Here is an 18,564-nt window from a genome sequence, read left to right on the forward strand (position 1 = left end):
GTATTCATGGTCGTACGCCCAGGAGCCTGACCCCGCCAGTGGTAGGACCAGCGGACGTACGCAGAACCGTGGCCTGGGTGAACGCCGTGGCATCGGGCAGGCTGACATCCGTGCACCGGCCGGAAGGCAGGCCGGTGCACGGATACGACGGCTAGGAGAACCCCGGCATGACCACCACTGTCGCCGCCTACGCGGCCCCCTCTGCCAAGGCTCCGCTGGAGCGCACGACCATCGAGCGCCGCGAGGTCGGTGAGTTCGACGTTCTGATCGACATCAAGTTCGCCGGTATCTGCCACTCCGACATCCACCAGGCCCGGGAGGGCTGGGGCGAGGCGATCTTCCCGATGGTGCCGGGCCACGAGATCGCCGGTGTCGTCGAGGCCGTCGGCTCCGGCGTCACCAAGTTCGCCGTCGGCGACCGCGTGGGCGTGGGCTGCATGGTCGACTCCTGCCGCGCGTGCGAGAACTGCGAGGCCGGGCTGGAGCAGTACTGCCTCAAGGGCAACGTCGGCACGTACAACGCCCTCGACAAGAACGGTGAGCCCACCTACGGCGGCTACTCCGAGAAGATCGTCGTCGACGAGGCCTTCACCGTGCGCATCCCCGAGGGCATATCCCTCGACGAGGCCGCGCCGCTGCTGTGCGCCGGCATCACCACGTACTCCCCGCTCAGGCACTGGAACGCCGGCCCCGGCAAGAAGGTCGCCGTCGTCGGTCTGGGCGGCCTCGGGCACATGGGCGTCAAGCTCGCCCACGCGCTCGGCGCGGAGGTGACCGTCCTGTCCCAGTCGCTCCGCAAGCAGGAGGACGGGCTGAAGCTGGGCGCCGACCACTACTACGCGACCAGCGACCCGGCGACCTTCGAGGAGCTCCGGGGTTCGTTCGACCTGATCCTGTCGACGGTCTCGGCGCCGCTGAACCTGGACGCGTATCTGTCCCTCCTCAAGACCGACGGCGCGTTCGTGAACGTCGGCGCGCCCGAGGAGCCGGTCGCCCTCAACCTGTTCTCGGTGATCGCCGGGCGGAAGACCCTCGCCGGGTCCGGCATCGGGGGCATCCGTGAGACCCAGGAGATGCTCGACTTCTGCGCCGAGCACGGTCTGGGCGCCGAGATCGAGCTGATCCGGGCGGACCAGATCAACGAGGCGTACGAGAGGGTGCTGGCCAGTGACGTCCGCTACCGCTTCGTGATCGACACGGCGACGATCTGATCGGGGCGGGTCGTTGGGACCGGGCCTCGGGTGCGGGTGCGGGTGCGGGTGCGGATGCCGATGCGGGTGCTGGTGAGTGGGGGGTGCTCGCGCAGTTCCCCGCGCCTCTGAAGGGAGCCCGTGCCTCTGAAGGGAGCCCGTGCCTCTGAAGGGAGCCCGTGCCTCTGAAGGGAGCCTGCGGCTCCCCCATCGGCGCGGGGCCGTCTCCCTACACCCCGACCCGGCCCACCCCCTCCGCGCCGCCGCGCAGCAGCTCCGCATGGCTGATCACGAAGTCCCCGTTCCGCAGGGGACCGTCGAAGTGCCGGCCCACGACCGTGTCGGGCAGATAGCCCCGCAGACTGTGGCGCATGGAGGGGGCGTGCTCGACGGGCGAACCCCAGTCGGCCGGGGCCTCGTCCGTGCCGAGGATCACCCAGTGGTCCGTGTCCACCAGCGCGGCCGGATCGGGCGCGGCCCCGGTGTGGCAGTCGAGCGCGGGCAGGGTGAGCACATCGGGATCGTGCGGCTGGTACCACATGAGCAACGGCTTGGCCTGGGCCGCCTCCGCGTTGTCGAAGCAGCAGACGGCGATCGCGTGCGAGGGGAAGCACTCGGCGTAGAACGCGAACAGCTCCGGGGTGAGCGCGGGCCGTCGGTCCTCCGGCACCTCGGCGAGTGCCGCCGGGACGGCGCGCGGGTCACGGGCCAGGACCACCGTGTACACGTCGTGCTCGAACACCTCGACGGCCGGTGCCCGGTCCGCTCCCATCCAGGCGATCGAGTCGTCGACCGCGTCCACCGAGATCGGTCGTACCGCGTCCACCATCCGTTCCAGCACGTCGGAACTACGGCCCACGGAGAGGAAGTTGCGTCGGCTCATCTGCCGCGCCGGCAGATGCAGCAGCATGGCGTTGGGGCCCGGGCCCACGGCGAGATTCGCGGCGGTGTTCTGATAGCCGAGGACGTGGATCAGCCCGTGCTCGGGGTGGTGCAGCCGCCCGCAGTACAGGGTGGTGCCGGTGAACTCGGCGGGGGCCAGGGAGACACACATGCCGGAAAACTATCGAACGGCGTCCTCGCCGCCCCCGGGCAGGGGAGCCCCGCCGTCCGGCAGGGACACCCCGGTGCCCCCGAGCCCGCAGTAGCCCGCCGGTTCCCAGTGCAGGTACTGCTGGTGCCGGGCGCTCGCCGGATAGAACGGGTGCTCCTCGGCGGCCACGATCTCGGTCGTGACCGCCCCGTACCCGGCCGCCGACAGCGCCGCCTGATACCGCTCGCGGGTCTCCTCGGCGGACACCCGCTGCTCCGGCGAGTACGTGAAGACGACCGAGCGGACATGGGTACCGACGTCGTTGCCCTGGCGGAAGCCCTGGGTCGGGTCGTGCCCCTCCCAGAAGACACGGAGCAGCCGCCCGTACGAGATCTCGGTCGGATCGAACACCACCCGCACCGTCTCCGCGTGTCCCGTCAGCCCCGTCCGCACCTCGTCGTCAACCGGGTACGGCGTGTATCCGCCCTGGAACCCGACGAGGGTGGTGCGCACCCCGCCCGGCAGCTGCCAGAACCGGCGCTCGGCGCCCCAGAAACAGCCCATCGCGAAAGCGGCGACCTCGCATCCCTCGGGGTACGGCTCCCGCAGCGCCGTCCCCAGCACGGCATGCGTCTCGGGCACCTCGTACGCGAGAGCGGGCCGCCCCGGCGGCGCCTCCTCGGCCGTGGGCATCCGCGGCTCCCGACCCCTTCCGAACAGCATGGGCACCCCTCGTCCGTATCCGTGTCGTCCGTGGCTCCGCCGGTACCGGTCCCGCCACGTCCTCGTGCGTCGGCCCTCACCATTCTTCCCGCGTGCCCACGGCAGCGGATGCGCCACCGCCCCCACGGCCGGACGATGGAGGCGGAGGCATCAGCGGAGGCATGCGGTCGCGGCGATCATCACCCGGGGGGTTTCCGAGGTGTGAGTGACATGCCCCTTCAAAAGGTCCGCCCGGGTACCGTGCACCGGCTGCGCCCGGACATCAGCGTTATCGCCGACAGCCTGGAGGTGCCGGGCATCGGACACATCCCCGTGAACGCCTTCGTACTGCTCGGCACCCAACCCGTGGTCGTGGACACCGGGTTGGGGCTGCCCGACCGGAACTTCGTCGAGGCCCTCGGCACCGTGCTCGACCCGGCCGACGTCCGCTGGATCTGGCTCACCCACCCCGACCGCGACCACACGGGCGGGATCTTCGACCTGTTGGCGGCGGCTCCGAAGGCGCGCGTCGTGACGACGTTCGTGGGTGCCGGGATCCTCTCCTGTGAGCATCCGCTGCCCCTCGACCGGGCCTACCTCGTGAACCCCGGCGAGACGCTCGACATCGGGGACCGCACCCTCACCGGGTTCCGTCCGCCACTGTTCGACAACCCCGCCACCGTCGGCTTCTTCGACGACCACTCCGGTGTCTGCTTCAGTTCCGACTGCTTCGGCGCCCCGCTGCCGACCGCCGACCTCGCCCAGGCCGACGACGTCCGCGACGTCGCGGCCGAGGACCTGCGCGCCGCCCAGCTCCTGTGGGCGACGGTCGACAGTCCCTGGGTCCAGACAGTCGATGTCGAGAAGTACCTGAGGACCTTCGACTCCCTGAAGGACCGCAAGCCCGACCTGGTCCTCTCGACGCACCTCCCGCCGGCCGCCGGCATCACCGGCGCCATGCTGGACACCCTCGCCACCGCCCCGTCCGCGCCCCCCTTCGTCGGCCCGGACCAGGCGGCACTGGAACAGATGCTGGCGAGCTTCCAGCCGGACGGGGGCGGCCCTTGAGGCTGTGGCGCGCAGGATCCCTGGCCGGCGGCCGCCGTTCGGATCACCCGAAGCGGTCCTTCAGGTGACTGCCGGACGCCTCCTGAGCCAGACGAGCGTCGCCGGGGTACGACGTCCCGGCAGACGACCAACCCAGAACAGAGTGCGGAGCTTGGGATGTACGCAGCGGTGCGGCGGTACGAAGGGGTGACTGATCCGGCCGAGGCGGCACGCCTCGTGAACGAGGGGTTGTGCCGCTCATGCGCCAGGTCTCCGGCTTCATGGCCTACTACTGGATCGACGCCGGGGACGGAGTGATGGTCTCGACCAGCGTCTTCCAGGACCAGGCCGGCGCCGAGGAATCGATCTCCAGGGCTGCGGACTTCGTGCGGGACAACCTTGCGTCACTCCTTCCCAGCCCTCCCGACGTCATGGCCGGCGAGGTGGTGGCTTCCGCATGACAGCCGGGCTGCCGCCCGGGCCCCTCCCCCCGAGGACGCGGCCGGCGTCGAACATCTGAAAGCGGCACAGATTCATCAGCTCCGGGTCACCGTCCCTCCGGTCCTGCCGCTCCAGCCGGGCACGAACGGTGCGCCGCCGGTCCTGCCCGGTCCTCTCGGATCAGCCATCGGCTTCGGCGACGCCGATCGGGCAGGACACGGTGCCGCCGAGTCTTCGCTGCCATGTGCCCCGTGGACGCCAACACTGGCCTACTCAGCCTGAGTCGAGTAGGTGCGCTCATGTCCGGCGGACCCCTGTGCGGCGAGTATCGGTGAAGCGGCGCGGTCGACGAGCGCCGACCCGATACAGGACCTTACGGAGATCCCATGTCCCGACGTACCGCTCTGTCCGTGATCGCCGGTGTCGTTGTCCTCGGCGGCGCCGGTGCCCTCACTCTTGCCTACGCCGGGGACCAGCCGTTGAAGCTGGCGCACAGCACTGCCCGCTACACCGCGCCCGCCGGCGACCGCGACGGCTCGTTGACCTTCGACACCGACGTCACGGCGTCCTCCGGCGTCAAGAGCGTGAAGGTGCTGGCCTGGCCGCAGCACTCGTCCTTCACCGAGGACGAGCTGACCGCCAAGGACATGGCCGGCGTGGAGTCGGCCGTCTGCAAGCCCTCCGGAAAGGACACCGTGCACTGCACGTACAGCGTCAAGGTCACCCCCTCCGACGCGAAGGCCTCCCCGCGCGGTGCCTGGCACGTCGCCGTCCTGGCCACCGCCAAGGACGGCACCACGACCCTGGACAGGAAGGCAGCCGACTTCACCGTCAGGTAACCCGGCCGGGCACGTGGCCGGGGGGACGGCCGACTCCGTCGTTGGTCTGGTCATGGGCGGGGACCTTGCTGATGTCGGGCGGTGGGCGGGCGAACCGGATGAATCGGATCGACCGCACACCGCCCAGCACCATGGCCTGCGCGGTGTCCCCGGCCGCGCTGCACGGTGCGACGCCGTACGCCGAGGCCTGGAAGACCGTGGCAGGTGTGGGACCGGACACCCCGTGCGACCGGGTCCTGCGCGACCACGCGTCTCTACCCGCCGCAGTGGCGGATTCCGCCCTGGAAGTCATTTACCCGGACCGGTTGGCCGAGGACTTCCCGGCGCTCACCATCCCGGGGCACGCCGTGTCCGCGCATCCGCCTGTGGTCCGGGCGCCGCGTCTGGCCGGGCTGTTGACCGGCGCCGTCGCGGGTCGGCCCGCGACGGCCGTTTCCCGTGTCTCTGCGCCATGACGGTCCTGACGGCGTCGGCGGCCCCGGGCCGTCGGCCGCACGTCGGGGATCTGCTCGACGAGACCTTCGCCGCGTCGCCGTACCTGGCCCGGACCGCGGGCAACGACGCGCTCGTGGGCCTCGCCCAGGTCGACCGGTTGCGTACGGACACGCTCGCGGCGGTGGCCGCCACCCTGCCGGCGCCGGGGTACGACCGGTGATCTGGTGGTCACCGGCGCAGGGTACGAGGACGCGGGCACGCTTCAGTTATCGGTGGGAGCGGGCTTGAGGCCCGTCGGGCAGGACGCCCCCCAGTTCGTCTCGAACGGGGTGCTCAGCTTGACTCCCGTCCCGCCGATGCCGCAGTAACCCGCCGGGTTCTTGTCGAGATACTGCTGGTGGTAGCCCTCGGCGGGGTAGAAGGCGCGGCCCTCCGCCGGGAGGATCTCCGTGGTGATCGTGCCGTAGCCGGAGCCGGTGAGGACCTTCTGGTAGGCCTCGCGGGAGGCCTCGGCGGCCTTCGCCTGGGCGGGGGTGTGGGTGTAGACGGCGGAGCGGTACTGGGTGCCCACGTCATTGCCCTGGCGGTAGCCCTGGGTCGGGTCGTGGGACTCCCAGAAGACCTGGAGGAGACGCTCGTAGGAGATGAGGGACGGGTCGTACACCACGCGGACGACCTCGGTGTGGCCGGTGAGGCCGGAGCACACCTCCTCGTAGGTGGGGTTCTCGGTGAAGCCGCCCTGGTAGCCGACAAGCGTGGTCCACACGCCCGCCGGAAGCTGCCAGAACTTCCGCTCCGCGCCCCAGAAGCAGCCGAGGCCGAAGTCGGCGGTCTCCAGGTGCTCGGGGTAGGGGCCGAGGAGCGGGGTGCCCAGCACGGTGTGCCGGTCGGGCACGGTGAACGGCAGCTCGGCGCGGCCACGCAGAGCCTGCTCGGGGGTGGGCAGCTGGGGCGTGCGGCCGAAGAGCATCATGACTCCCTGAGACGTGCGAGAACGAGCGGGCGGTACCTGGAGAACGTTCCGGGTACCGCCCGAATTCCGGCCGGCGGGTGGGCGCTGTCGGTCCGGCGCTGTCAGCCGTCCGTCTCCGCCGCCACCGCCTGCGCCGAGGCGTTGCGGATCCGGCAGTAGAACGCGGCCATCTCCTCCTCGCTGCCCCGGTAGCGCCAGGGCAGCGCGTTGACGTGGCCGTCGACCAGCCTGAACTGTTCGAGGGCCGCCGCGTCGCGGTTCTGGAGGGCGAGGTAGTACGCCAGGAGGTGGCGCAGCTCCGGCAGCCGCGGATGGGTCTGGTCGGCCGCGGCGGCGTCGGCGAGACCGGCGTCGACCCGGCCGATCATCCTGGGCGTGCGGTCCACCTCGCTGTCGTCCGACTGGTCGTGCTCGAAGTGGGCGATCAGCGGAAGCACCGTGAGCAGGCTGCCCAGCGGCGCGTTCTGCGCCGCCCGCTCGGCGAAGTCCGTCGCCAGTTTCTCCGAGCCCCGCCACTTCGCGCACCAGTACTGGAGCGCCATGTAGTGGGCCTCGTAGTGGTGCGGGGCGCGCGCGGTGATCTCTGTCCAGAGCCGGTCCATCTCGGCGTGCGGGTAGCCGAGCCCGAGGGCGACGGTGATCTCCGTGACGTACGGGGTGGGGTCGTCGGGGTTGAGCGCCGCGGCGCGCGCGATCTCCTCGCGGGAACGTTCAAGCATGCGGTGGAAGCCCGCGAACTGTTCGCCGGTCGTGTACTTGGCGCGTTTGGCGCCCCGCATCTTGCCGCCGAGGATGACCGTGCTGCGGGCGCGGACGACGGCCGCGTCCGGGTCGTCGGGCCGGTCGGCCTCCCAGGCGAGCAGCCACTCGTCGTCGTCGGCGGCGATCCCGCCCAGCAGGCCCGTCGCCCAGGAGCGGCGGTCCCAGTCCCGGCCGATGTCCTGGAGCAGCTTGGCGGCGGCCTTCCAGTCGCCGCCGCGCACGGCGGCGAGCGTCGCGTCGACCGCCGCCGGCAGCGGACCGGCGTACTTGGTGTTCTGCCGTTCGGCGGGGAGCAGGCCCAGTGCCTCGGCGGCGTCCGGGTCGGCGTCGCCGCTGGGGCGGAAGAACTCCTTGAGGAACACCCCGGCCAGCCACAGACCGATCAGGAGGGTGGGCACGGCCAGAACGGCCAGTATCCACAGCAGTACGGTCATCGAGGGGTGTCCGTTTCTCGTGCGGCGGGGCCTTGGGGAGCGGAGGGCAGCAGCGCGCGCAGTGGCCCGGTGTCCGGGTGGTCGGCGACCGCCGCCCCGATCGCGGCGCCGAGGTCGGCCTCGGAGCCGTCCGCGGCGGGCGGCAGACGCACCACAGCGGCTTCCGCCCAGGAGAACTCCCAGCGCAGCCGGGAGTGGGCGCTCAGCTCGGCGAGCACCATGGTCTGCAGCCCGTCCGCCAGGGCGGGCCGGACGAACTCGCGGAAGGCCCGGCCTTTCGCCTCCGCCGCCTGGTCGGACACCGGCAGTCGCCGTGCCAGCTGCCACAGTTGACCGTCGTCGATCACCTTGAGCAGCCCCCGCAGGGACGGGTGCTCCTTGGTGTACATGGCGAGCGCCCGGTGCAGCGCGGTGTCCACGGAGGCGAAGTTCGCCGCCATCGAACCGTCGAGCAGCTCCTGCCAGTCGGCGGTGCGGCCGAACCGCAGCACGTCGTCGGTGAGGACCGCGTCCTCCAGCTCCGCCAGCGTCCGATCCGGGTCCGCGAGCAGCACCAGTGCGGCAGCCCTCGCCTCGTCGGCACGGCCGTCGGCGGGCAGCGCCTCGATCCGTGCGACACGGTCGGCGATCGGCGGGTGCGAGTCGTACGGCGACGACGGTTCGGTCGGCAGATCGGCGCGCAGACCGACCAGTTCGAGCTGGCGGGCGGTCAGCATCCGGCCGAAGCCACCGAAGAACTCACCGCGCGGCGGCAGCAGCCGGGCCTCGGAGCCGAGCGTGGCGTAGCTGTTCATGTAGAACCCGAACGCGGCGGACAGCGCCGGGATCTCGCGCAGCGCCGACGCGGTGGCGTCGCGTCCGGCGATCCGGGCGGCCGCGGCGTCGGCGGCGTACTCCTGGCGGCGTGAGCCGGCGAGCGTGGCCCGGAAGTAGAGGTGGGCGTAGGCGACGTAGATCCGCGCCATCATCCGGTAGGTGACGCCCGAGTGGCGGGTGTCGATCTCCTTGGTCTTCTTGCCCTTGGCCGCGGCCTTGGCGTTCTTCTTCTCCTGCCGGGCCTGCTCACGTCCGGCGGTCTTGTCGGCCCGCTCCTCGAAGTGGTCGATGGTGCGCAGCACCTGGGCCCTGCCGCGTGCGGTGATCGCCGCGAGCCGGGTGTCGGAGTTCGAGTAGTGGCCCAGCTCATGGGCGAGGACCGCGCGCAGTTGTGCCTCGGTCAGGCCCTGCAGCAGCGGTACGCCGAGGTAGAGGCGGCGCGGTCCGGGCAGCAGGCCGAGCAGCCGGGCGTCCTCGCTGACGGCGGCGTTGACCTCGGGCGTCAGCAGGATGCGCGACGGGGCGCGGGTGCCGACCTGGTCGGCGAGCTCCCGCACGGTGCGCCACAGCGCGGGCTCGTCGGCCTCCGTCACCACCAGGCCGGGCCGTTCCTCGCCCTTCGGGGTCCGCAGCATGAACAGTCCGCGGATCAACGGCAGGGCCAGGAGTACGGAGACCACATACAGCTTGAGCGCCACGCCGGACGGCGCGTGCAGGTAGAGCAGGTAGTCGGCGCCGGCGAGCGCCGCGAGCAGGATCACGCCGAGCAGATAGAAGCCGGCGAGCAACACGAGAGCGCGCACTGCGCGCAGGGTTGCGCCCATCGGGCAGTTTCCCCCCACGGGATGATCGCGAACGATCACGAAATCAGCTAAATCGGTCGGTCGAGGACGTGTCCATGACCGAGAGGTGAGGGGGCGGAGTATTTCTCACAGGGTGTGAGGGTGGCAAGGCCTTACTGGAGGGGTCGCCAGGGGTTGTGAGGTTTCCGTGGGCCGGGGTGCGCGGCCATTCGCGGGCCGGGGTCCGCGGGCGCGGCCGGGCGGCGTGCGCGCGGGCGCCGCCCGGCCCAGGGCGTCAGTGCAGCAGCGTCGCCGGGCTGCCGCCGTTCGCCTCGTACCCCGCGACCGCCAGGGCCCGGTATATCGCGTAGTCCGATGCCGGGTCGGAGGCGAGCGTCCAGGGAAGGGCGCCCACATGGCCGTCGACGTGCACCAGCTGGTTCATGGCCTCGGCCCAGCGCTCGGCGCGGACCAGGAAGAAGATCAGCAGATGGCGGACATGGGCCAGCATCGGGTCGTCGGGCCGGGCCGAGTGCACCGCGTACAGGGCGCCGTGCATCGCCTTGGTGACGACCTCGCTCTCGTAGAAGCCCTGCACCACGATCACCTCGGGCAGGTGCTCGAAGACGGCGAACAGGGGCATCGCCGCCAGCAGCGACCCCTCCGGCGCGCGCGCCGCGGCCGCCTCGGCGAACGCGTACGCCAGCTCGCGCGAGCCGTGCCACTTCTCGCACCAGTAGTGCAGAGCCGCCAGATGCGCGCCCATGTGTGCCGGCGCGCGGTCCAGGATCCTCAGCCAGAGCTGCTCGAACTCCTCGCGGGGGTAGCCGAGTCCACGCGCGACCGACAGCTCGATGATGTAGGGGATCGGGTCGCCCGGGGCGAGCAGTGCCGCGTCGCCGCACGCCGCCCTCGCCTCCTCCATGATGATCCGGAAGTCGTCCGTGCCCGGCGTCGCCGTCCGCCACGCCTGCTGCACCAGGAACTCCGCGTGCACCGCGGCGCCGCCCGCGTCCTTGGCGGCCTCGGTCCGCCACACCCGCAGCCACTGCCCGCCGGGCGCGTCGCCCACCCCGCCCGGCCGCTGCGCCAGCTCCAGCGAGGCCGCGCCCGCGAACGCCTGCACCCGCTGCCAGCGCACTTCGCCGTCCGCCTCGGTCCCGGCCAGCAGCTGCTGCGCCGCCCGGTAGTCCTGGGTGCGCTGCACCACGTCCAGCACGTCCAGCAGATCCTGGTCGGGGCCGGGCATCCGGACGTCCAGCAGCTCCTGCCGGACGAACCCGTAGGTCGCCGGATCGGCCGCGTCCGGGTGCCCCGCATGCACCTGCTGAATACCGGCCCGCCTGCGCGCCACGATCGGCCACACCACCATGCCGATCATGAGCAGCGCCATCAGCCCCCAGAGAATCTCCATAGCGCCAAGGGTTCCAGACGCCACCGACAAATGGCGAACGAGACCGGGGCCGAGCCGTGGGGCGGCGCCGGAGCCGAAGGGCGCCCGCCGGAGCCGCGGCGCGCTCCTCGCCCACCGGAAGACATACCCTCGGGGTCATGAGCGACAGCTACACGCACTTCGAGACCCTCGCGATCCACGCGGGCAACACCGCGGATCCCCTCACCGGCGCGGTCGTCCCGCCGATCTACCAGGTCTCGACCTACAAGCAGGACGGCGTAGGCGGCCTGCGCGGCGGCTACGAGTACAGCCGCAGCGCCAACCCCACGCGCACCGCGCTGGAGGAGAACCTCGCCGCCCTGGAGGGCGGCCGCCGCGGCCTCGCCTTCGCGTCCGGACTGGCCGCCGAGGACTGCCTGCTGCGTACGCTCCTCAGCCCCGGCGACCACGTGGTCATCCCCAACGACGCGTACGGCGGCACGTTCCGCCTCTTCGCGAAGGTCGTCTCCCGGTGGGGCGTGGACTGGTCGGTGGCCGACACCAGCGACCCCGCGGCCGTGCGGGCCGCCATCACCCCGAAGACCAAGGCCGTCTGGGTGGAGACGCCCTCCAACCCGCTCCTCGGCATCACCGACATCCCGGCCGTCGCGCAGATCGCCCGCGAGGCCGGCGCGAAGCTCGTCGTCGACAACACCTTCGCGACCCCCTACCTCCAGCAGCCGCTGGCGCTCGGCGCGGACGTCGTCGTGCACTCGCTCACCAAGTACATGGGCGGCCACTCCGACGTCGTCGGCGGCGCCCTGATCGTCAACGACCAGGGCCTCGGGGACGAGCTGGCGTACCACCAGAACGCGATGGGCGCGGTCGCCGGGCCCTTCGACTCCTGGCTCGTGCTGCGCGGCACCAAGACGCTCGCCGTCCGCATGGACCGCCACAGCGAGAACGCCACGAAGATCGCCGACATGCTCACCCGGCACCCCCGGGTGTCCCGTGTCCTCTACCCGGGCCTCCCGGAGCACCCGGGCCACGAGGTCGCCGCCAAGCAGATGAAGGCGTTCGGCGGCATGGTGTCGTTCCAGGTCGTCGGCGGCGAGGAAGCGGCCGTCGAGGTCTGCGACCGCGCCAAGGTGTTCACCCTCGGCGAGTCCCTGGGCGGCGTCGAGTCCCTGATCGAGCACCCCGGCCGTATGACGCACGCCTCCGCGGCGGGCTCGGCCCTGGAGGTCCCCGCCGACCTCGTCCGCCTCTCCGTGGGCATCGAGAACGTCGACGACCTCCTCGAAGACCTCCAGCAGGCCCTGGGCTAGGGTCCGTCGTTCGGATCACGCCCGGGCCGCGGGGCGTGGTGCGCACGCCTGCGGTGTTGCCGTCGGTTGTCCATGCTCCGCATGGACGCCCTCCTCCGCCTTGCACGTGCACGCACCGCGCCCCGCTCACCAGTCCGGCACCGGTCCGGCAGCCGGCGTGATCCGACGACAGACCCTGTCCCCTGTCCCCTGTCCCCGGTCCCCTGCCCCGCCCCCGCCGACCGCGCTCACCAGCCGGTCACGGGTGGGGTCGTCGTCGACGGCGGCTCCACCCAGGGGCGGGTCGTCGACGCCCAGACGACGAACGCGACCACGGCGGCCAGCAGCACCACCCACATCAGATGCCGGGCCGTCGTCCGGCGCCGCAGCATGCGTCCGCCCTGCCGCACCGCGTCCGCGCACAGCTCCGGCGGCACCTGAGGCGGCCGGCGGTCCAGGATCTGCCGCACCGCGGCCTCCCGCTCGCGCAGGTTCATGACGGCGCCACCTCCACCACCGGGGGGACGGACTTCTCGCGCGGCGGATGCAGGACCGTCGCCATCGCCCGCAGGCAGATCGCCCGCACGCGTTCGGCGGGCAGCCCGAGCAGCGCCGCCGTCTGCTCCTCGGCGACCCCCTCGTACAGCCGGAGGACCAGGACCAGCCGCTCCTGGGGACCGAGCGCGCTCAGCACCCCACCGGGCGGTGGCCGGAAGAAGCCGTGGTGGTGCCAGGCCCCGCGCTCGAAACGGTGGGCAAGTTCCCGGCGGGTCCGGTCATAGGGGTCCTCGCCGCGCAGACCGTCCCAGACGGCGTACGTGTGGGCGAGGGCATGGGTGAGCAGCCGCCGCGCGCGCGGGTTGTCGTCCGGCGGCTCCGCCGTGAGCAGGGTGGCGGTCTGCAGCAGCCGCCCCGCCGCACCCGCGACGAACGCCTCGAACTCCCTGTCCCTGCGGGAGGCTCGGGCCACATGCCGTTTGCGCACCGCGCCTCCCCCTGAGGCCGACCTGAGCAGGCGGGCCCCGGCCGTGCACGACGGGGGCCCGATCTCATATGAGGCCAGGAGCGGGCGCCTGGTCAAGACTCGGGCAGCACACACGTGAGAGCACGCGCGCGTACGCGCGTGCCAGGGACCCCGCGCGCGTACGCGCGTACCGGTACGGTCCGGTGCTCAGGACGGCGAGGGTGCCTCGGGCGCGGCGGCCATGCGGGCCGAGAGCGCGGTGTTGAAACGGGTGAGGAGGGAACAGAACGCCTCGCGCTCCTCGGGCGCCCAGTCCTGGGTCAGCTCGGCCATCAACTGGCGCCTGGAGGAACGTACCTCCTCAAGCCGGGAGAGCCCGCGCGGGGAGAGCTGAAGGACCACCGCGCGGCCGTCCTCCGGATGTGAGGTGCGCTTGACGAGACCGGTGTCCACGAGCGGCGCCACCTGCCGCGTGACCGTCGAGGAGTCGATCCCCATGCTCGCCGCGAGCGCCTTGACGCCCATCGGCCCCTCGTTGTCGAGGCGGTTGAGCAGCAGGTACGCGGCGCGGTCCATGGAGTTGCGCACCTGCCCGACACCGCCGAGCCTGGTCTGTTCGGCACGGCGAGCGAAGACCGCGACCTCGTGCTGCAACGTGTCGAGAAGACCGGTGTCACCGACGGTCGTCATGTCCATCGACATTTCAGGTGTTGTGGGCATGGCCAAAGGCTCAATTCATGCGTGGGGCGCTGGTGGTGGGGGACAGAGTACGCGGACCGGGCGCGGGCTGTACCGGCGCCGCGGAAACCCGTCCCGCGCCTTGGTCACACCCGCGTGCCGCCCCTGTGAACTGCGAGACTGGAGTCATGAGCTACAGCACGGCTGACTCCTTGCCGGGGGTGACGCTCGACGACGTGCGAGGCGCCCAGAAGATGCTGACGGGCATTTCACGTGTCACCGCGATGGAGGGCAGCAGGCATCTGACGCAGCTCGTCGGCGCTCCGGTGCACTTCAAGTGCGAGAACCTCCAGCGGACGGGTTCCTTCAAGCTGCGCGGCGCGTACGTCCGCATCGCGGGTCTGCTGCCGGAGCAGCGCGCCGCCGGAGTGGTCGCCGCGAGCGCCGGCAACCACGCGCAGGGCGTCGCCCTCGCCTCCTCCCTGCTCGGCGTGCACTCCACGGTCTTCATGCCGAAGGGCGCTCCCCTGCCGAAGATCAGCGCGACCGAGGAGTACGGCGCCGAGGTGCGCCTGCACGGCACGGTGGTCGACGAGACGCTGGCCGCGGCCCAGGAGTACGCGGCCGGGACGGGCGCGGTGTTCATCCACCCCTTCGACCACCCCGACATCATCGCCGGCCAGGGCACCGTGGGCCTGGAGATCCTGGACCAGTGCCCGGAGGTGCGCACGATCGTCGTCGGCATCGGCGGCGGCGGTCTCGCCGCGGGCATCGCGGTCGCCGTGAAGTCGGTACGGCCGGACGTGCGGATCATCGGCGTCCAGGCGGAGGGCGCGGCGGCCTACCCGCCCTCGCTCGCGGCCGGGATGCCGGTGGCTGTGGCGAACCCGGCGACGATGGCCGACGGCATCAAGGTCGGCCGGCCCGGCGACGTACCGTTCGAGATCATCGCCGACCTGGTGGACGAGGTCCGCACCGTCTCCGAGTACAACCTGTCCAGCGCCCTCCTGCTCTGCCTGGAGCGGGCCAAGCTGGTCGTGGAACCGGCCGGCGCCAGCCCCGTCGCGGCCCTGCTGCGCGAGCCGGGGTCCTTCGAGGGGCCGGTGGTCGCGGTGCTCTCCGGCGGCAACGTCGACCCGCTGCTGATGCAGCGCATCCTGCGGCACGGAATGGCCGCCGGCGGCCGCTACCTCCAGGTCCGCCTCCGGCTGACCGACCGCCCCGGCGCCCTCGCCACCCTCCTCGGGGTGCTGTCGGCGGCGGACGCCAACGTCCTCGACGTGAGCCACGTCCGGACCGACCCGCGGCTCGGCCTCACGGAGGTGGAGGTCGAACTGCACCTGGAGACAAGGGGCCCCGCCCACTGCGCCGAGGTCGGGCACGCCCTGCGCGAGGCGGGCTACACAGTCATCGACTGACCTCCCGCTCGGCGAACCCCGAGGTCACGCCACCCTCTGTCACTCGTTCGGGGAAGTCCGCCGAGAGGCGCGATACATCGCGTTATGGTGTGTGTCACGCCGCCGGCGCCGCGACGTCGTGTCCGTCCTGCGCCTGGCCATGCAGCACCCGGTGTGGGCATCGCTGATCCACTCGATCCTCATCATCGTCATCTTCCGGACCCTCTCGGTACGGAAGTACCGCTCGGCCGCCGCGTGAGCGCCGGCGCGACCGGCGGCGACGGGCGAGCCGCCGGCGCTCCGGGACGGACATGACGAAGCCCCCGGCGCCGGAGGGCGCCGGGGGCTCGTGGGTAAACCGGGGCTGGGGCTGGTCGGAGGCTGCGGCGCGGTCGCGTGACCCGGCTCCGGTGCCGCTCAGCTCTGGTAGGGCTCGGCCTTGAGGATCCGCACGGAGGCGAGCTTGCCGTTCGGCAGCTCGTACTGAGCGTCCTCACCGACCTTCTTGCCGATCACGCCCGAGCCCAGCGGGGACTGGGGCGAGTAGGTCTCGATGTCCGAGCTCGCGTACTCGCGGGAGGCGAGCAGGAACGTCAGGGTGTCGTCCTCGTCGCCGTCGAAGGCGATCGTCACGACCATGCCGGGCGCCACCGCGCCGTCCGCGGACGCCGGAGCCTCGCCGACCTTGGCGTTCTCCAGGAGCTGGGTCAGCTGGCGCACACGGAGCTCCTGCTTGCCCTGCTCTTCCTTGGCCGCGTGGTACCCGCCGTTCTCGCGCAGGTCGCCCTCCTCGCGCGCGGCCGCGATCTTGGCGGCGATCTCCGTGCGCGCAGGACCAGACAGGTACTCCAGCTCGGCCTTGAGCTGGTTGTACGCCTCCTGGGTCAGCCAGGTGACGTTCTCGCTGGTCTGGGTCACAGGTGCTCCTCGTAGGTACTGGGAATACAAAGCATCGCCCTACCCAGAAGAATGTTCCTTCATGAGTGGGCGAAACCACGAGCCTAACAATTCAGCGGCCCAAGGGGGAGGACATAAACCACAAGCATTACGTCGCCGCAGGTCAGGGCGGTGTTCCGGACGTCACACCTGGTGGTTCGGCCAGATCAGCCGACGTGGCAGCCGAGCAGTTCCGCCGTGGTGCCCCGGGAGGTGGTGTGGAGGGTGACGACCTTGTCGATGTCGGTGGTGTCCGCGTCGAAGCGGAAGTCGGCGCGGCCGACCTCGGCACCGTTCTCCGCCTGGGAGCGGACGGTGCAGTAGCCCTCGACGCCGGCGTCCTTGTCGCCCCTGAGGTGCACCTTCACCGACTTCGCGGAGGTCTCGAACGTGTAGATCTCGACGCTGATCCTGTTCCCGGCGACGTAGTGGTACGCGAACCAGCCGACGAGGACGAGCAGGGCGGCGCCCAGGACGGCGCCGATGACCTTGAGCTTGCGGTCGGCGCGCTCGTCCGCGGAGCGGCCATAGCGGCCCTCGGGCAGCTGAGTGCTCGCCGTACTCATGATCGTCCTCTCGGAGTGGGCCGGATTGCGGTCCCGCCGGGGGCCCAGGGTCTGGACCGGGAATATCCCGCCCCCCGATTCGGTCACTATAGAAGCCTCCCGCCCAGCGCCTGACGGCTGCCCCGACGGGGGTGTCCGCGCGGGACGGCAGTATTGGCTCACCGGATCGCGCCGGGCCGAGTCATCGAAGTACAGGCCGGGCGCCGACTGACGAGGGAATGAGTCTTGACTGACCAGCTGCGACTGATGGCCGTGCACGCACACCCCGACGACGAGTCGAGCAAGGGTGCGGCCACCATGGCGAAGTATGTGTCCGAGGGGGTGGACGTGCTGGTCGTGACCTGCACGGGCGGGGAGCGCGGCTCCATCCTCAATCCGAAGCTCCAGGGCGACAAGTACATCGAGGAGCACATTCACGAGGTACGCAAGAAGGAGATGGACGAGGCCCGCGAGATCCTCGGCGTCGAGCAGGAGTGGCTCGGCTTCGTCGACTCGGGTCTCCCGGAGGGCGACCCCCTGCCTCCCCTTCCCGAGGGCTGCTTCGCCCTGGAGGACGTCGACAAGGCAGCCGGTGAGCTGGTCAGAAAGATCCGGGCGTTCCGTCCCCAGGTGATCACCACCTACGACGAGAACGGCGGCTACCCGCACCCGGACCACATCATGACCCACAAGATCTCGATGGTGGCGTTCGAGGGCGCGGCGGACACCGAGAAGTACCCGGAGGAGGAGTACGGCCCGGCGTACCAGCCGCAGAAGCTGTACTACAACCAGGGCTTCAACCGCCCCCGCACCGAGGCCCTGCACAACGCGCTGCTGGCGCGTGGCCTGGAGTCCCCGTACGGCGACTGGCTGAAGCGGTGGGACGAGTTCCAGCGGGACGAGCGGACCCTCACCACCCACATCCCGTGCGCCGAGTTCTTCGAGATCCGTGACAAGGCTCTCATCGCCCACGCCACGCAGATCGACCCCGACGGCGGCTGGTTCCGCGTCCCGATGGAGATCCAGAAGGAGGTCTGGCCCACCGAGGAGTACGAGCTCGCGAAGTCCCTCGTGGCCACCTCGCTCCCCGAGGACGACCTCTTTGCGGGCATCCGCTAGCCCTGGGGGACAATGCCAGACATGAGCTTCAGCCTGGCAGTCACCACGCATGTCCTCCCCCTCGCCAAGGAGCTGGACAAGGACAAGGTCACCCCCGGCGTCCTCGGCTTCATCGTCTTCGCGGTGATGGCCCTGGCCGTCTGGGGCCTGATGAAGTCCATGAACAAGCACATGGGCAAGGTCGACTTCGAGGAGACGCCGGACACGGCCGCCTCCGGCGAGGGGGCCGGCACGTCCCCGACGTCCGGGAAGGCCTCCCCGGCGAAGGGCTGAGACCCCCGCGCCGGTCCGACGGCACGACTCGTCGACACCGGCATCGACACGGGGTCATGGAGTCCTGCTGTACGCGCGCCTGCCCGCCCGCACCTCGCGGCACCGCGAGGTCCAGGCAGGGGCGCACGGGACGCGCCGTGAGGCGCGTCCCCGCTGCCCGCGGAGGTCACCCGGCTCCCTCCACGCAGAGGTCACGCCTACAGGCCCCGGGGAGGGCACGCCGAGCTGCGGGCCACCGGGGAGGGCGCGCCGAGCTGTGGGCCACCGCGGAGGGCGCACGGAGCTGTGGGCCACCGCGGAGGGCACATCGAGCTGTGGGCCACCGCGGAGGGCGCACGGAGCTGTGGGCCACCGCGGAGGGCACATCGAGCTGTGGGCCACCGCGGAGGGCGCACGGAGCTGTGGGCCACCGCGGAGGGCGCATCGAGCTGTGGGCCACCGCGGAGGGCGCACGGAGCTGTGGGCCACCGCGGAGGGCACACCGAGCTGTGGGCCCCCGCGGAGGGCACACCGAGCTGT

Annotated in this window: 21 protein-coding genes and 1 pseudogene; 11 read left to right on the top strand and 11 right to left on the bottom strand. The window is 71.4% G+C overall.

Annotated elements, in window-relative coordinates:
- Positions 1-167 precede the first annotated feature (167 nt).
- Positions 168-1,211 carry an NAD(P)-dependent alcohol dehydrogenase gene (locus tag ACZ43N_RS24270; protein ID WP_468100294.1) on the top strand — a complete coding sequence of 348 codons (1,044 nt, stop codon included), beginning with the start codon at positions 168-170 and terminating at the stop codon, positions 1,209-1,211.
- 208 nt (positions 1,212-1,419) lie between these two features.
- Here the strand turns inward: ACZ43N_RS24270 and ACZ43N_RS24275 are convergent, their stop codons facing one another.
- Together ACZ43N_RS24275 and msrA (ACZ43N_RS24280) are read right to left on the bottom strand one after the other, a co-directional pair.
- Positions 1,420-2,244, bottom strand: a complete 825-nt coding sequence (locus ACZ43N_RS24275; protein ID WP_468100295.1) for a hypothetical protein — start codon at positions 2,242-2,244, stop codon at positions 1,420-1,422.
- Positions 2,245-2,253: 9 nt separating this feature from the next.
- Complete coding sequence (gene msrA, locus ACZ43N_RS24280) at positions 2,254-2,946, bottom strand: peptide-methionine (S)-S-oxide reductase MsrA (protein WP_468100296.1); 693 nt, start codon at positions 2,944-2,946, stop codon at positions 2,254-2,256.
- A 210-nt stretch (positions 2,947-3,156) separates the two neighbouring features.
- Here msrA (ACZ43N_RS24280) and ACZ43N_RS24285 point away from each other — a divergent pair, with 210 nt between their 5' ends.
- From ACZ43N_RS24285 to ACZ43N_RS24305, 5 genes are all read left to right on the top strand, one after another.
- On the top strand, positions 3,157-3,993 hold the full coding sequence (locus ACZ43N_RS24285) for an MBL fold metallo-hydrolase (RefSeq protein WP_468100298.1): 837 nt from the start codon (positions 3,157-3,159) through the stop codon (positions 3,991-3,993).
- A gap of 239 nt (positions 3,994-4,232) precedes the next feature.
- Positions 4,233-4,433 (top strand): hypothetical protein, encoded by a 201-nt coding sequence (locus tag ACZ43N_RS24290; RefSeq protein WP_468100299.1) that lies wholly within the window; start codon positions 4,233-4,235, stop codon positions 4,431-4,433.
- A gap of 366 nt (positions 4,434-4,799) precedes the next feature.
- Positions 4,800-5,252: a DUF5707 domain-containing protein gene (locus ACZ43N_RS24295; RefSeq protein WP_468100300.1), complete on the top strand. Its 453-nt coding sequence runs from the start codon at positions 4,800-4,802 to the stop codon at positions 5,250-5,252.
- A 98-nt stretch (positions 5,253-5,350) separates the two neighbouring features.
- Complete coding sequence (locus tag ACZ43N_RS24300; protein ID WP_468100302.1) at positions 5,351-5,707, top strand: hypothetical protein; 357 nt, start codon at positions 5,351-5,353, stop codon at positions 5,705-5,707.
- Positions 5,704-5,907, top strand: coding sequence for a hypothetical protein (locus ACZ43N_RS24305; protein WP_468100303.1), 204 nt, complete (start codon positions 5,704-5,706; stop codon positions 5,905-5,907). Before ACZ43N_RS24300 ends, ACZ43N_RS24305 begins: the two co-directional genes overlap by 4 nt.
- 42 nt (positions 5,908-5,949) lie before the next feature.
- On the opposite strand, the gene msrA (ACZ43N_RS24310) is transcribed toward ACZ43N_RS24305, so the two are convergent.
- The 4 genes from msrA (ACZ43N_RS24310) to ACZ43N_RS24325 form a co-directional block, all read right to left on the bottom strand.
- On the bottom strand, positions 5,950-6,660 hold the full coding sequence (msrA, locus tag ACZ43N_RS24310; protein ID WP_468100305.1) for a peptide-methionine (S)-S-oxide reductase MsrA: 711 nt from the start codon (positions 6,658-6,660) through the stop codon (positions 5,950-5,952).
- Between the two features lie 101 nt (positions 6,661-6,761).
- Positions 6,762-7,856, bottom strand: coding sequence for a hypothetical protein (locus tag ACZ43N_RS24315; RefSeq protein ID WP_468100307.1), 1,095 nt, complete (start codon positions 7,854-7,856; stop codon positions 6,762-6,764).
- Positions 7,853-9,496: a M48 family metalloprotease gene (locus ACZ43N_RS24320; RefSeq protein WP_468100309.1), complete on the bottom strand. Its 1,644-nt coding sequence runs from the start codon at positions 9,494-9,496 to the stop codon at positions 7,853-7,855. Before ACZ43N_RS24320 ends, ACZ43N_RS24315 begins: the two co-directional genes overlap by 4 nt.
- A 253-nt stretch (positions 9,497-9,749) precedes the next feature.
- Complete coding sequence (locus ACZ43N_RS24325) at positions 9,750-10,868, bottom strand: hypothetical protein (protein WP_468100311.1); 1,119 nt, start codon at positions 10,866-10,868, stop codon at positions 9,750-9,752.
- Positions 10,869-11,005: 137 nt separating this feature from the next.
- Here ACZ43N_RS24325 and ACZ43N_RS24330 point away from each other — a divergent pair, with 137 nt between their 5' ends.
- Positions 11,006-12,154 (top strand): cystathionine gamma-synthase, encoded by a 1,149-nt coding sequence (locus tag ACZ43N_RS24330; protein ID WP_468100313.1) that lies wholly within the window; start codon positions 11,006-11,008, stop codon positions 12,152-12,154.
- A 227-nt stretch (positions 12,155-12,381) separates the two neighbouring features.
- Here ACZ43N_RS24330 and ACZ43N_RS24335 read toward each other — a convergent pair whose 3' ends face one another.
- The 3 genes from ACZ43N_RS24335 to ACZ43N_RS24345 all read right to left on the bottom strand — a co-directional run bounded on the left by ACZ43N_RS24335 (position 12,382) and on the right by ACZ43N_RS24345 (position 13,799).
- Positions 12,382-12,630, bottom strand: a complete 249-nt coding sequence (locus ACZ43N_RS24335) for a hypothetical protein (protein WP_468100314.1) — start codon at positions 12,628-12,630, stop codon at positions 12,382-12,384.
- Positions 12,627-13,118 (bottom strand): sigma factor-like helix-turn-helix DNA-binding protein, encoded by a 492-nt coding sequence (locus tag ACZ43N_RS24340; RefSeq protein ID WP_468100316.1) that lies wholly within the window; start codon positions 13,116-13,118, stop codon positions 12,627-12,629. Before ACZ43N_RS24340 ends, ACZ43N_RS24335 begins: the two co-directional genes overlap by 4 nt.
- Before the next feature lie 186 nt (positions 13,119-13,304).
- Positions 13,305-13,799: a MarR family winged helix-turn-helix transcriptional regulator gene (locus ACZ43N_RS24345; RefSeq protein WP_468100349.1), complete on the bottom strand. Its 495-nt coding sequence runs from the start codon at positions 13,797-13,799 to the stop codon at positions 13,305-13,307.
- A 164-nt stretch (positions 13,800-13,963) separates the two neighbouring features.
- Here ACZ43N_RS24345 and ilvA point away from each other — a divergent pair, with 164 nt between their 5' ends.
- Entirely contained in the window at positions 13,964-15,193 is a 1,230-nt protein-coding gene (gene ilvA, locus ACZ43N_RS24350) for a threonine ammonia-lyase (protein ID WP_468100317.1), read from the top strand.
- A 139-nt stretch (positions 15,194-15,332) separates the two neighbouring features.
- Positions 15,333-15,431 (top strand): annotated as a pseudogene (locus ACZ43N_RS24355) (ABC transporter permease); the annotation flags it as partial.
- A 158-nt stretch (positions 15,432-15,589) separates the two neighbouring features.
- Here ACZ43N_RS24355 and greA read toward each other — a convergent pair.
- Entirely contained in the window at positions 15,590-16,090 is a 501-nt protein-coding gene (greA, locus tag ACZ43N_RS24360; protein ID WP_009329780.1) for a transcription elongation factor GreA, read from the bottom strand.
- A 185-nt stretch (positions 16,091-16,275) separates the two neighbouring features.
- Positions 16,276-16,674 carry a DUF4307 domain-containing protein gene (locus ACZ43N_RS24365; RefSeq protein WP_468100319.1) on the bottom strand — a complete coding sequence of 133 codons (399 nt, stop codon included), beginning with the start codon at positions 16,672-16,674 and terminating at the stop codon, positions 16,276-16,278.
- A gap of 225 nt (positions 16,675-16,899) precedes the next feature.
- Between ACZ43N_RS24365 and mca the strand changes: the two genes are divergently transcribed.
- On the top strand, positions 16,900-17,772 hold the full coding sequence (mca, locus tag ACZ43N_RS24370; protein WP_468100320.1) for a mycothiol conjugate amidase Mca: 873 nt from the start codon (positions 16,900-16,902) through the stop codon (positions 17,770-17,772).
- A 21-nt stretch (positions 17,773-17,793) separates the two neighbouring features.
- On the top strand, positions 17,794-18,045 hold the full coding sequence (locus ACZ43N_RS24375; RefSeq protein ID WP_468100322.1) for a hypothetical protein: 252 nt from the start codon (positions 17,794-17,796) through the stop codon (positions 18,043-18,045).
- Positions 18,046-18,564: the final 519 nt, after the last annotated feature.

The organism is Streptomyces sp. NPDC030814, from assembly GCF_055572155.1.